The organism is Achromobacter colocynthidis (assembly GCF_057334535.1).
Genome location: NZ_JBHFIZ010000029.1, coordinates 27975 through 41829, shown reverse-complemented (window position 1 = coordinate 41829; position 13855 = coordinate 27975). Strand labels below are relative to the sequence as shown.

Genomic DNA, 13855 nt, shown 5'->3' with positions numbered 1-13855 from the left:
CACTCTCGTAAATACGGATGAGGAAGCCTCCTCCGCCTTTCTACCGCTAGGGTTTTCACCAGCCCCGCTATGCCAGGCGCGGCTTTCTCCCTATGGCGAGCTCCGCCAAGAGGCTTGATTCGTCGTGATGTGCGCCGGATCGAGGGCGAAAAAAAGCCGCGGCGAGGCAGACGCTCTCCACGGCACGAAACCCAAGATTTGCACGGAAAGACTCTCAATATGTTTCCGCGGACACACCGCGCCCGGGCGCGGATCGACCACTCGCAATATAGGTAACATTTTTATTTTCGTGCCGGATGCAACATTTACTCCATATAGGCGAAGTCAAATACCGTATGCCCCCCCTGATGGTGCCAATGGTGCATTGAAGCATGGCGCTTGCTTAAAAAGTTGGCGTAGTGGATTTCACCGTCGGTTTCGACGTAGGTCGACGGCGTCAGCTCTTCAATGCGGTTCAAGGACACGCCCTTGCCGTAGTGGCAAAAGCCCTGGTACTGGGCGCAGCGGATCACCTCTCCGCTAGGCGACACAACGATTCCGGCGTTTCTGGCCCGCATGGGGTTGCGCACAATGGGGTTGCAGGCGTGGGGCGTCCACTCGGTCGAGCGCGGCGAATCCGAGAAAAACGCGAAAAGCTCGTCACAGTGGCTTTGGCCGTCTGTTCGGTCAATATTGGTTAATAACCACCAATATTCGCCGTGTTTAAAAATAATGGTATCCACGGCCGATATATTGGTCATTAACGTGACATCAAGCTCCCATTTCAGCGGGAATTCAGTGCATTTCCACAATTCAATACTGCGATTTCCGCACGTTTCTGGCACCATGTATGTGACGCCATCGTGCTCAAAAATATACGGAAAAGATAAATGGTACGGCAGGTTCAATGCGGTGCCCAACAGCCGGAAAGCCCCGTCGGAGTAGGTCGCAACCGAAATCGTACCCTTGCGGGAAGTAAAATCGTAATCTTCAAAAAATATATACGGTTTTTTATCGTGGGTATATACAAACGGATCTGCGAAGAACCTACCTTTGGGAGGTTGCAGCACCATCGCCTCCGATACTACCGCCTGCTGCCTTGACGACGGAAACATACCGATCCGCCATCGAATATTGCGCTTCATGATGCGGCGCACAATCAAATCACTGATTAACCACGCCTGGCGGGCGATATAGGCAGCGCTGTCCCACTCGACCGGATCCGCGCGCCGCGGCCCGCTCATGATCTGCATTTCGGGGGCCGGCTCACTCTGCCGCGCCCGGGCCAGCGCCTGCAAGGCGTCGTAGACCATGAAATTGCCCAGGCTGAACGCGCGCGCCTGATTTTTCAGCCAGAACACTTCGGTATTGAAACTGCGCTGGTCCAGCAGTTCGTCCTGCTCGGGCGCGGGACCCACCCGCCAGAGTTTTACGGTGGTGTGATCCTGGCGCTGGAACACCTCCCAGAATCCCGCGTAGCGGCTGGTCGACACGGCAATGTCGGAATAACTCAGTTGCCACACGCCCAACCGCGCCCAGCCCCTCATCTGCGCGCGCGTGGCGCGCGAAGCGCCCAGCGTGATGACCAGGTCCAGCCCCAGCGCCGTCACCGCATCCTGCGTGCCCTGCCCCTTATCGCCGACTTCAATCGGCAGCACGGGCACCGAAGCAGACGGCATGCGCTGGCGCATATCACCGCACGACAGCATCTGGCGTTGCTTCGCGGGCAGCATGCGGGACTCGAAACGCGACAGCGTGCCGAACAAGGCACGGGTGGCCAGGCGGGGCGGCTTCTCGGCGCCCGGGCCGTCCATCACCAACAAGGCGGAGATATCGAAGTCTTGGCTGTGGATGAGCCAGTCCACCATCTCATGCATCCAGCCGGGTTGCTCATACCCGTCAACCAACAGTCCCACTCGGTAGGTTTTCATTTGTCCCGCTCCTGTGTCAGGGCGTCTTGGGCACCCGCACCGGCCGGGCGCGCGGGGTCGCCGCCGGCAGCGCCGATGCAACGCAATTAAGTCCTCGCGCTGATACTGCGGGGTTTTTCCCAAGCCTTCCAGACCACATACAACCTAGGTCGCGCGCCCGAGGACGAAGGGCTCAGCCTCGTGCCACTGGGCTAGCGGCAGCTCGTCCGACGGCGCTCGCCTTCATCCTTCCGGTCTAGCTGATCCGGTGCAACGGCACCGTCTACTAGTACGCCGTTCATGGACTCTCCGCACTTTAGGGGTAAACCCTATTGGGGATAGCCGTGCTCGCTTCTCCCCCTTGGCTACCGCATAATCGCTTTTAAACAAACGTTTGAATTCAACTTTATGCAAGAAATCAGAACTCCCAACCCCCGCGATTCCATCCTGGACACGGCCGAGGCGCTCTTTGCGCAGCAGGGCCACGACGGCACGTCGATGCGCCAGATCACGGGTGCGGCCGGCGTCAATCTGGCCTCGGTGAACTATCACTTCGGGTCAAAAGAGTCACTCGTTCAGGCGGTGCTCAAGCGGCGCCTGGAAGTGCTGAATCGCGAGCGCATGCGGCTGCTGGATGAGCTTGAGGCGCAGTCCGAAGGCAAGCCCTTGAAGCCCTCGCAAATCGTGGATGCCTTCTTCGGCACGCTGCTGCGCCTGGCCGCCGATCCGGCCCAGGCCGGCAGCACCTTCCTGCCGCTGCTGGAACGCACCATGACGCACCCGTCCGACTTCATTCGCGCGCTGTTCGCCGAGGAATACGCCGACGTGCTCGAGCGCTACCGCAACGCGCTGTTCGCCGCCCTGCCCGACGTGCCCAAGGCCGAAATCGTGTGGCGCTTCCAGTTCATGCTGGGCGCCACGTCCTACGCCATCATCGGCACCGATCTGCTGCGCTCCGTCACGGGCTGGCAGATCGATGAATCCGAACAACCCGACAACCCCGACATGCTGCTGCCCCGGCTGATGAGCTTTCTGCTGGGCGGCCTGCGCGCGCCCTTGCCGCCCGTGGCCGGCACCTAGCGGCCACGGCAGGCGCAAGACCGGCACCAGACCAGACACAGCGCAAGACAGACCTTACGGAGACAAAAGAAATGGACGCAGTGATCCTCACGCTTCTCGTTATCGCGGCCCTTGCCGCCATCGTGCTGACCGTGCGGCCGCTGCGCCGGGCGCTGCTGTCCGCGCCCATCTTCAACCTGTACCGCAAGGTGCTGCCGCAGATGTCGGACACCGAGCGCGACGCGCTGGAAGCCGGCACGGTGTGGTGGGAAGGCGAGCTGTTTCGCGGCCGCCCCGACTGGAGCCGCCTGCTGGCCTACCCGCGCCCGCGCCTGACCGACGAAGAACAGCACTTTCTGGATAACCAGGCCGAAACCGCCTGCCGCATGGTCAATGACTGGAGCGTCACGCAGGAACGTCACGACCTGCCGCCCGAGGTCTGGACCTATCTGAAGACCCAGGGCTTTCTGGGCATGATCATCCCCAAGGAATATGGCGGCCTGGCGTTCTCGGCCTATGCCCATTCCGAAATCGTGACCAAGCTGTCGACGCGTTCGTCCGCGCTGGCGGTGTCCGTCATGGTGCCCAACTCGCTGGGGCCCGCCGAGCTGCTGCTGCACTACGGCACCGATGAACAGAAGAACCACTACCTGCCGCGCCTGGCGCGCGGCGACGACGTGCCGGCCTTTGCGCTGACCAGCCCGTGGGCGGGTTCGGATGCCGCCGCCATTCCCGACAGCGGCATTGTCTGCAAGGGCGAATGGCAGGGCCGCGAAGTGATCGGCATGCGCGTCACCTGGGACAAGCGCTACATCACGCTGGCCCCGGTCTGCACGCTGCTGGGCCTGGCGTTCCGCCTGTACGACCCCGACGGCCTGCTGGGCGGCAAGAAAGACCTGGGCATCACTTGCGCGCTGGTGCCGCACGACCATCCCGGCGTGGACACCGGCCGCCGCCACTTCCCGCTGAACGCCATGTTCATGAACGGCCCCACGCGCGGCACGGACGTCTTCATGCCGCTGGACTTCATCATCGGCGGCCCCGCCATGGCCGGCCAGGGCTGGCGCATGCTGATGGAATGCCTGGCCGCGGGCCGTTCGATTTCGCTGCCCTCTTCCAACACCGGCATGTCCAAGCTGACGGCGCGCGCCGTGGGCGGGTATGCGCGCGTGCGCAGCCAGTTCCGCATGCCCGTCGGCAAGTTCGAAGGCGTGGAAGAAGCATTGGCCCGCATCGGCGGCCACACCTACATGATGGACGCCGCGCGCAGCATGACGGCGGGCGCGGTGGACCTGGGTGAAAAGCCCTCGGTCGTGTCGGCCATCGTCAAATACCATGTGACCGAACGCGCGCGCCAGGTCGTCAACGACGGCATGGACGTGATTGGCGGCAAGGGCATCTGCCTGGGTCCCAACAACTTCCTGGGCCGGGCGTACCAGCAGATTCCCATCGGCATCACCGTCGAAGGCGCCAACATCCTGACGCGCAGCCTGATCATCTTCGGGCAGGGCGCCATCCGTTGCCATCCCTATGTACTGGCTGAAATGCAAGCCGCGCAATCGTCGGACGCCAGGCAAGGCCTGACCGACTTCGATGCCGCCTTCTGGGGCCACGTGGGCTTTGTGGCCAAGAACAAGCTGCGCACCCTGGGCACCGCCTTGACCGGCGCGCGCTGGGTCAAGGTGAACGCCGACGTGGCGCCCGACATGAAGCGCTATTACCAGTTGCTCAGCCGCTATTCGGCCGCCTTCGCGCTGCTGGCCGATACGTCGATGCTGGTACTGGGCGGCAGCCTGAAGCGCCGCGAACGCTTGTCGGCGCGCTTGGGCGACGTGCTCTCGCAGATGTACCTGATCAGCGCCACGCTCAAGCGCTTTGAAGACGAACGTCGCCAGGCCGCCGATGCGCCGCTTGCGCATTGGTCGATCCAGGACGCTCTGTTCAAGTTGCAGGAAGCGTTTGACGGCGTGCTGGACAACTTCCCCAACCGCTTTGTGGCCTGGAGCATGGCGCGGCTGATCTTCCCCTGGGGCCGCACGCAGACGCAGCCCTCGGACATCCTGGGCCAGGACGTGGCGCGGCTGTTGATCAACCCGGGCGCCACGCGCGACCGCCTGACCTCGGGCTGCCACCTGCCCGCCACCGCCGACGAGCCCGTGGGCGCGATCGAACAAGCGCTGGCCGCCACGCTGGAAGCCGAGCCCATCGACGCCAAGATCCGCGAACTGGAAAAGCGCGGCACGCTGGAAGGCAACCCGCAAGCCAACGTGCGCGACATTGCCGATGCCGCCTACGCGGCAGGCGGCATCACGGCGGAAGAATATGCCGTGGTGAAACGCCGCAACAGCTTGCGCGATACCGTGGTGAAAGTGGATGATTTCCCCTTTGATCTTGGCGCGTCGCAGGCCGCCCGGCCCGACGCCGAACGCAAGGTCGCTTGACGGAGGGCCCCGATGGCATTCAAACCGGTTTATGTCGTGGATGGCGCCCGTACGCCCTTCCTCAAAGCCCGCACCGGGCCGGGCGCATTTTCGGCGGGCGATCTGGCCGTGCAGGCCGGACGTGCCTTGTTGCTGCGCCAGCCCTATGCGCCCACCGATCTGGACGAAGTCATCGTAGGCTGCGCCGCGCCCTCGCCCGATGAAGTCAACATCGGCCGCGTGATTGCATTGCGCCTGGGCTGCGGCAACCAGGTGCCCGGTTGGACGGTCATGCGCAATTGCGCGTCCGGCATGCAGGCGCTGGATTCCGGCATTGCCAACATCCAGTCCGGCCGCTCGCAATTGGTGCTGGCCGGCGGCACCGATGCGCTGTCGCGCGCGCCGCTGTTGTTCTCGGACGAGATGGTGCGCTGGCTGTCCGGCTGGTACGCGGCACGCGGCGTGGGCGCCAAACTGGCGGCGTTGCGCGGCTTCAAACTGAAAAACCTGGCGCCGGTCATCGGCCTGCTCAAGGGCCTGACGGACCCGGTGGTGGGCCTGTCGATGGGCCAGACCGCCGAGAACGTCGCCACCCGTTTCGGCATCGACCGCGCCGCCATGGACGCTTACGCGGCGGGCAGCCACCAGCGCGTGCTGGCTGCGCGCGCGGCGGGCGCGCTGGGTGAAATCACACCGCTGATCGACACCCAGGGCAAGCTGTACCCCGACGATGACGGCGTGCGCGAAGACTCCACGCCCGACAAGCTGGCCAAGCTCAGGCCCGTGTTCGACAAGCCCTGGGGCAACATCACGGCGGGCAACAGCTCGCAGGTGACCGATGGCGCGGCCATGCTGGTGCTGGCTTCCGAAGACGCCGTCGCCAAATGGAACCTGCGCCCCATCGGCCGCATTGTCGACAGCCAGTGGGCCGGCCTGGACCCCGCGCAAATGGGCTTGGGTCCCGTGCATGCCGCCACCCCCATCCTGCAACGCCACGGTCTTGGCTTGAACGACCTGGACTTGTGGGAAATCAACGAAGCCTTCGCGGCGCAGGTGCTGGGCTGCCTGGCGGCCTGGCGCGACGAAGCCTATTGCCAGGAGCATTTCGGAACGCCGGCATGGGGCTCGCTGGACCCCGCCAAGCTCAACGTCGATGGCGGCGCCATCGCCATCGGGCACCCGGTGGGCGCGTCCGGCGCGCGCATTGTGCTGCACCTGCTTGACGCGCTCAAGCGCCGCGGCGCCAAGCGCGGCATGGCGGCCATCTGCATCGGCGGCGGCCAAGGCGGCGCCATGCTGGTTGAAACCCTGGACGAGGACCGCCCATGACGACCATCGACTCGCTTTCGCACTGGCGCCTGGAGCGCGACACAGACGGCCTGGCATGGCTGACGTTCGACCGCGCCGGCAGCGCCGTGAACACGCTGTCGGCCGACACCATGGCCGAGCTGGCCGTGGTGCTGGACGCGCTGGACGCCGCCCCGCCCAAGGGGCTGATCATCCAGTCCGGCAAGGCCACGGGCTTTATCGTGGGCGCCGACGTCAACGAATTCGCCAATCTGGACACCCCGGAACAAGCGCGCGGGCTGGTGGCCCGTGGCTGGAACCTGTTCAACCGCCTGGCCGCCGTGCGCTATCCCACGCTGGCCTTGATTCAGGGCCATTGCCTGGGCGGCGGCCTGGAGCTGGCGCTGGCTTGCCGCTACCGGCTGGTGGCCGACCAGCCCGGCACATCGCTGGCGCTGCCGGAAGTCATGCTGGGCATCTTTCCCGGCTGGGGCGGCATGCTGCGCCTGCCGCAAGTCATTGGCGCGCCCGCCGCGCTGGACATGATGCTGACCGGCCGGGGCGCGGATGCCCGGCGCGCCGCCGCGCTCGGCCTGGCCGACGCGCGCGTGCCCACGCGCTTGCTGCACGCCGCCGCCCGCCAGACCGTGCTGTCGAAAAAGCCGCCGCGCCGTGCGCGCGGGCTGGGCGGCCTGGCCAACCGCTGGCCGTTCAAGGCCATCGTCGCCAATCGCGCGCGCAAGCAGATCGCCGAGAAAGATCCGCTGGGGCACTACCCCGCCGCGCCCGCCATCGTCACGCTCTGGGAAAAGCATGGCGGCAACGCCTTGCAGGCTCCTGAGCTGATCGACGGCATCATTTCGTCGGACACGGCGCGCAATCTGCTGCGCGTGTTCCGCTTGCAGGAACGGCTGAAGGCCAACGGCAAGCAGCCTGGCGTCGCGCCCCCGCGCCATGTGCATGTGGTGGGCGCGGGCACGATGGGCGGCGACATCGCTGCGTGGTGCGCGCTCAAGGGCATGACGGTGACCTTGCAAGATCAGGACATGGCGCGCATCGCCCCCGCCATCAAGCGCGCCGCCGCGCTGTATGCGCGCCGCTTGAAAGATTCCCGTCTGGCGCGCGCCGCGCTGGACCGCCTGATTCCCGACCCCGCGGGCGGTGGCGTGCCGCGCGCCGACATCATCATCGAAGCCATCAGCGAACAAGCCGACGCCAAGCGCGCACTGTATGCGTCGCTGGAACCCCGCATGAAGGCCGACGCGCTGCTGGCCACCAACACGTCCAGCCTGTCGCTGGAAACCTTGCGCGCCGGGCTGGCGCGGCCCGAACGGCTGGTGGGCATCCACTTTTTCAACCCGGTGGCCAAGATGCCGCTAGTGGAAGTGGTGCATGCCGACGGCGACGGGGGTGACATGGGCAGCAACGCGGCGGGCAACGCGGGGGCCAACACGACTAGCAACATGAGCGACGCCACCGCGCGCGCCTGCGCCTTCGTGGGTCAGATCGACAAGCTGGCGCTTCCCGTCAAGAGCGCGCCGGGATTCCTCGTGAACGCCGTGCTGGCGCCCTATATGCTGCAAGCCATGCGCAGCGTGGACGACGGCCTGGCGCCGGAAACCGTCGACGCCGCCATGGTGGCGTTCGGCATGCCGATGGGCCCGCTGGAGCTGGCCGACACGGTGGGCCTGGACATCGCGCGCGCGGCGGGGGAAGCCCTGGCGGATGGCGCCGAGCCGCCCCGCTGCCTGGCCGACCGGCTGGCACGCGGCGACCTCGGCAAGAAAACCGGCAAGGGCTTCTACACCTGGCGCGACGGCAAGCCGATCAAGGTGGAAAAGGACAAAGCGGAAAAGGACAAAGCGGGCAAGGCCAACGCCGCCCCCGCCTCTTCCGTTCCCGACGGCCTGGCGCAGCGCCTGATCCAGCCCCTGGTGGACGCCACCCGGCAGCGCGTGGAAGACGGCGTGGTCGCCGATGCCGACCTGGCCGATGCCGGCGTGATTTTTGGAACGGGGTTCGCGCCTTTCACGGGCGGACCCTTGCATTACCGGGGCAGCAATGCCTAGCACCGCAGCAGAACGGCTCACGCCGATTAGACCGGCCCGACAAACAGACCGGCAGTGCCATAGAGACATACATCCAACTCGAGGAGGCAGTACCATGCGCAGACGTTCATTGTCCCTGAGCACCTTGTCGGCCATCGTGGTCGGCTTGGGCGCGTCCGCAACGTCCTACGCCGCCGGCTTTCAGCTCTTAGAGCAGAACGCCAGCGGCCTGGGCAACGCCTACGCAGGCTCGGCGGCAAATCCGGAAAACGCCAGCATCATCTACTACAACCCGGCCGGCATGACGTATCTGCCGGGCGTGAACTTTTCGGGCGGGGTCAATCTGATCAAGCCGTCGTTCAAATTCAAGGACAACGGCGACAGCCGCAATCCCAGCGTTCCCGGCATTCCGGGCTCGGGCCTGAACGGTTCGGTGCCCACCGGCGGCAACGGTGGCGACGCAGGCAACCTGGGCGTGGTACCCAACCTGTATGCCTCCTGGCAATTGAATGAGCAGTGGTACATCGGCCTGGGCGTCGGCGCCCCCTTCGGCCTCATGACCGAATACGACGACGACTGGGTAGGCCAGTACCACTCCAACAAGTTCGAGATCAAGACCATCAACGTGAACCCGTCGATTGCCTACAAGGTGAACGACAAGTTCTCGATGGGCTTCGGCGTGAACTGGCAACACATCGACGCCAACTACAAGAAAAAAACGGTGGTGCCGATTGCCGGCCTGCCGGTCGCCACCAATGGCGATGCCGACCTGAACCTGAAGGGCGATGCCTGGGGCTGGAACGTCGGCTTCATGCTGCAACCCACGGAAGACACCCGCATCGGCCTGTCGTACCGTTCAAAGATCAAGCACACCGCCAAGGGCGATACCGACATCAGCAACATCGGCCCGGCACGGCAATCGGTGTCGTTCGATGCCAAGGCCTCGGTAGACCTGCCCGATACGCTGATCCTCAGCGCCGCGCACCAGTTGAACGAACGCTGGGAACTGCTGGGCGACGTATCGTGGACGGGTTGGAGCAGCATTCCCGAGCTGAAAATCCGCAACTCCGGCCCCGGCGCGCGCGACGATGAACTGCCCCTGAATTTCCGCGACACCTGGCGCATCGCCGTGGGCGCGAACTACAAGTTCGCCCCGGCCTGGAAGTGGAAGTTCGGCTTGGCCTATGACCAGTCGCCGGTCCACAACGAGGCCGACCGCCCGACGTCCCTGCCCGACAACAACCGTTACTGGTTCTCGACCGGCGTGCAGTGGGAAGCCACCAAGAGCACCACGCTGGACCTGGGCTACACCTATCTGTACCTGCGCGACACGGACATCGACACCACGTCCGGCAGTGCGGCGACCAAGGGCCGCGTGGCGGGCACCTATAACAGCAACGCCCACATCGTGGGCCTGCAACTGACGTCCCGCTTCTAGGCACCAAGATCAGGCCCCGCATTCAGGCTTGCACGGGCGGGCGGCCGCGCCGCCCCCCGTTTTTTGAAGGAGATTCCCCTTGAGCAAGTTCGTCGTCAAACACGTTGCCGTCCTGGGCGCCGGCGTCATGGGCGCGCAAATTGCCGCCCACCTGGCCAATGCCGGCGTGCCCGTCACGCTGTTCGACCTGGCCGCGTCCGAAGGCGACCGCAACGGCATCGTCAACAAGGCCCTGGCCGGCCTGAAAAAGCTGGAACCCGCCCCGCTGGCCGGCGCGGCCCGCATCGCCCTGATTACCCCCGCGAACTACGACGACCACCTGGACGCGCTGCGTGGCTGCGACCTGATCATCGAAGCCATCGCCGAACGCATGGACTGGAAGACGGCGCTGTACGAGCGCATTGCCCCGCATGTGTCGCCCGACGCCATCGTTGCGTCCAACACGTCCGGCCTGTCGATCGACGCGCTGGCCAACGCCCTGCCCGCAAGCCTGCGTGAGCGCTTCTGCGGCATCCACTTCTTCAATCCGCCGCGCTACATGCGCCTGGTGGAGATCATTGCCACGTCGCATACGCAGCCGGCCGTGCTGGACCAGTTGGAAACCTGGCTCACGTCCACGCTGGGCAAGGGCGTGATCCGCGCGCTGGACACGCCCAACTTCGTGGCCAACCGCATTGGCGTGTTCTCCATCCTGGCCGCCATGCACCACACCGCGCGCCTGGGGTTGGGCTTTGACGAAGTCGACGCGCTGACCGGCCCGAAGATCGGCCGCCCCAAGAGCGCCACCTATCGCACGGCCGACGTGGTCGGCCTGGACACCTTGGCCCACGTGGTGGGCACCATGGAAAAGAACCTGCCCGACGACCCCTGGCACCGCTACTTCGCGCTGCCTGCATGGTTGTCGGCCCTGATCCAGAAAGGCGCGCTGGGCCAGAAGACCGGCGCGGGCGTCTACCGCAAGCAAGGCCGCGACATCCTGGTGCTGGACCTGAAGGCGCAAGACTACGTGCCCAGCGCCGGCAAGCTGGCCGATGAGGTTGCCGCCCTGTTGAAGGAACGCAACCCCGCCAAGCGCTTTGCCGCGCTGCGCGCCAGCGAGCACCCGCAGGCGCAGTTCCTGTGGAGCCTGTTCCGCGACATCTTCCACTACAGCGCCGTGCAGCTTGAGCACGTGGCCGACAACGCGCGCGACCTGGACCTGGCCATGCGCTGGGGCTTTGGCTGGGCGCAAGGCCCGTTTGAAACCTGGCAGGCCGCAGGCTGGCAGGACATTGCCGCCGCCGTGGCTGAAGACATCGCCGCCGGCCGCGCCATGAGCAACGCGCCCCTGCCCGCCTGGGTGCAGGAATCTGACCGCCAGGGAGTGCATGCGCCCGAAGGCTCGTATTCCGCGCGCACCGGCACCTTGCATCCGCGTTCTTCATTGCCGGTGTATCGCCGCCAGTTGTTCCCCGAGCGTGTCTTCGGTGAAGGCCCGGATGATCGTGGCGTCACCGTGTGGGAAAACGAAGGCGTGCGCTTGTGGAACCTGCCGGACGTGGATGCGGGCATCGCCATCCTGTCCGTCACATCGAAGAACCACACGCTGGGCGGCGAAGTATTGGAAGGCGTGCTGCAAGCCGTGGCGCGTGCCGAACGTGATTTCGACGGCCTGGTCATCTGGCACGAACCGCCCTTTGCCGTGGGGGCCAACTTGCAGCAGGTGGTGCAGGCGTGCGCCGAGGGCCAGTTCGACATGCTGGAAGCCATGGTTGAGAAATTCCAGCGCGCGTCCCAGTCGTTCAAATACGCGCAGATTCCCACCGTGGCCGCCGTGCAGGGCATGGCGCTGGGCGGGGGCTGCGAATTCCTGATGCACGCGTCGCACCGCGTGCTGGCGTTGGAAAGCTATATCGGCCTGGTGGAAGCGGGCGTCGGACTGATTCCCGCAGGCGGCGGCAGCAAGGAATTCGCCGGCCGCGCGGCTGCCTTGGCGGCCAAGACCGCCACGCCGGGCGAGGTTTTCCCCTACCTGCAACCCGTCTTCCAGACCATCGCCATGGCGCAGGTGGCCAAGAGCGCGCTGGAAGCGATCGACGCGGGCTTCGCGCGCGAACACGACATCGTGCTGTTCCACCCCGACGAGCTGCTGTTTGTTGCCATCGGCCAGGCCCGCGCCGCCGCCCAGGCGGGCTACACGCCGCCGCCGCGACTGTCGAACATCCCGGTGGCGGGCCGCAACGGCATCGCCAACTTCGAGATGGTGCTGGTCAACATGCGCGAAGGCGGCATGATCAGCGCGCACGATTACCGCGTGGCGCGCAGCGCCGCCGTGGCCCTGTGCGGTGGCGAAGTCGAAACCGGCACGAAGGTGGACGAAGAATGGCTGTTGGCGGTTGAGCGCCGCGAATTCGTCGCGCTCTTGCGCACGCCTGAAACCCAGGCCCGCATTCGCCACACGCTGGAAACCGGCAAGCCGTTGCGCAACTGAGGAAAGCATCATGACCAAGCAGATACAAGACGCCTACATCGTCGCCGCCACGCGCCTGCCGGTGGGCAAGCGCAATGGCGCCTACATCACCACGCGCCCCGACGACATGCTGGCCGCCGCGCTGAACGGCGCGCTGGCGCAGGTGCCGGCGCTGGACACCGGGCGCATCGAAGACGTGATTGCCGGCTGCGCCATGCCGGAAGCCGAACAAGGCATGAACGTGGCGCGCATCGGCCTGCTGCTGGCGGGCCTGCCGCAAAGCGTGGCGGGCGTGACCGTCAACCGCTTCTGCGCATCGGGCTTGCAGGCGGTGGCGGACGCCGCCGCGCGCATCCGCCTGGGCGAGGCCGACATCATGATCGGCGCTGGCACCGAATCCATGAGCGCGATGCCGCAGATCATGGGCAACAAGGTGTCGATGAACCCCGAGATCTTCGCCCACGACGAGAACATCGGCATGGCCTTCGGCATGGGGCTAACCGGTGAAAAGGTGGCTGAACGCTGGAAGGTCTCGCGCGAGGATCAGGACGCCTTCGCGCTGGCCTCGCACCAGAAGGCCTGCGCCGCGATCGCGGCCGGTCATTTCCGCGCTGAAACCACGCCGTATGAAGTGGTGTCGCATCTGCCGGACGGCGCCAGCGGCGCGGTGCGCGTGGTGCGCCGCCTGGTGGAAGTGGACGAAGGCCCGCGCCCGGACAGCAGCGCCGAAGCCTTGGCGCGGCTGCGTCCCGTGTTCTCGACGCGCGGCAGCGTCACGGCCGGCAATAGTTCGCAGATGTCCGACGGCGCGGCCGCCGTGGTGCTGGTGTCCGACCGCATCCTGCGCGAATTCAACCTGAGCCCGCTGGCGCGCTTCGTCAGCTTCGCGGTGGCCGGCGTGCCGCCCGAGGTGATGGGCATCGGCCCTGTGGCGGCCATCCCCAAGGTATTGGAGCGCGCCGGCATCACGCAAGACGCGCTGGACTGGATCGAACTGAACGAAGCCTTCGCGGCCCAATCACTGGCGGTGATTCGTGAACTGAAGCTGGACCCCACCAAGGTCAACCCGCTAGGCGGCGCCATCGCGCTGGGCCACCCGCTGGGCGCCACCGGCGCCATCCGCACGGCCACCATCACGCACGGCCTGCGCCGCACGGGCGGCAAGTACGGGCTGGTCACCATGTGCATCGGCACCGGCATGGGCGCGGCCGGGCTGTTCGAAGCGATGTAAGGCCTGGCGCAACCCAGCAAAACCACCGTGCGAC

The 13855-nt window shown here is 65.7% G+C and carries 8 protein-coding genes; 7 read left to right on the top strand and 1 reads right to left on the bottom strand.

The window, feature by feature from the left end:
• Nucleotides 1-305: 305 nt before the first annotated feature.
• A complete protein-coding gene (locus ACE04A_RS12680; protein WP_448718149.1) occupies nucleotides 306-1910 on the bottom strand; it encodes a glucosamine inositolphosphorylceramide transferase family protein in 1605 nt (534 codons plus the stop codon).
• Nucleotides 1911-2297: 387 nt separating this feature from the next.
• Here ACE04A_RS12680 and ACE04A_RS12675 point away from each other — a divergent pair, with 387 nt between their 5' ends.
• The 7 genes from ACE04A_RS12675 (at nucleotide 2298) to ACE04A_RS12645 (ending at nucleotide 13821) form a co-directional block, all read left to right on the top strand.
• Nucleotides 2298-2969, top strand: coding sequence for a TetR/AcrR family transcriptional regulator (locus ACE04A_RS12675; RefSeq protein WP_485820175.1), 672 nt, complete (start codon nucleotides 2298-2300; stop codon nucleotides 2967-2969).
• 71 nt (nucleotides 2970-3040) lie between these two features.
• Nucleotides 3041-5389 (top strand): acyl-CoA dehydrogenase, encoded by a 2349-nt coding sequence (locus tag ACE04A_RS12670; protein WP_485820174.1) that lies wholly within the window; start codon nucleotides 3041-3043, stop codon nucleotides 5387-5389.
• 12 nt (nucleotides 5390-5401) lie between these two features.
• Nucleotides 5402-6697: an acetyl-CoA C-acetyltransferase gene (locus tag ACE04A_RS12665; protein ID WP_448718146.1), complete on the top strand. Its 1296-nt coding sequence runs from the start codon at nucleotides 5402-5404 to the stop codon at nucleotides 6695-6697.
• A complete protein-coding gene (locus ACE04A_RS12660) occupies nucleotides 6694-8724 on the top strand; it encodes a 3-hydroxyacyl-CoA dehydrogenase NAD-binding domain-containing protein (protein WP_485820173.1) in 2031 nt (676 codons plus the stop codon). The genes ACE04A_RS12665 and ACE04A_RS12660 overlap by 4 nt, the downstream gene beginning before the upstream one ends.
• Nucleotides 8725-8818: 94 nt before the next feature.
• On the top strand, nucleotides 8819-10141 hold the full coding sequence (locus ACE04A_RS12655; RefSeq protein WP_259245972.1) for an OmpP1/FadL family transporter: 1323 nt from the start codon (nucleotides 8819-8821) through the stop codon (nucleotides 10139-10141).
• Between the two features lie 79 nt (nucleotides 10142-10220).
• Nucleotides 10221-12611 (top strand): 3-hydroxyacyl-CoA dehydrogenase/enoyl-CoA hydratase family protein, encoded by a 2391-nt coding sequence (locus ACE04A_RS12650; RefSeq protein ID WP_448718142.1) that lies wholly within the window; start codon nucleotides 10221-10223, stop codon nucleotides 12609-12611.
• Nucleotides 12612-12621: 10 nt separating this feature from the next.
• The gene (locus ACE04A_RS12645) at nucleotides 12622-13821 is read left to right on the top strand and encodes an acetyl-CoA C-acyltransferase (protein ID WP_448718140.1); all 1200 of its coding nucleotides are present in this window, start codon (nucleotides 12622-12624) and stop codon (nucleotides 13819-13821) included.
• The last annotated feature ends 34 nt before the right edge of the window (nucleotides 13822-13855 follow it).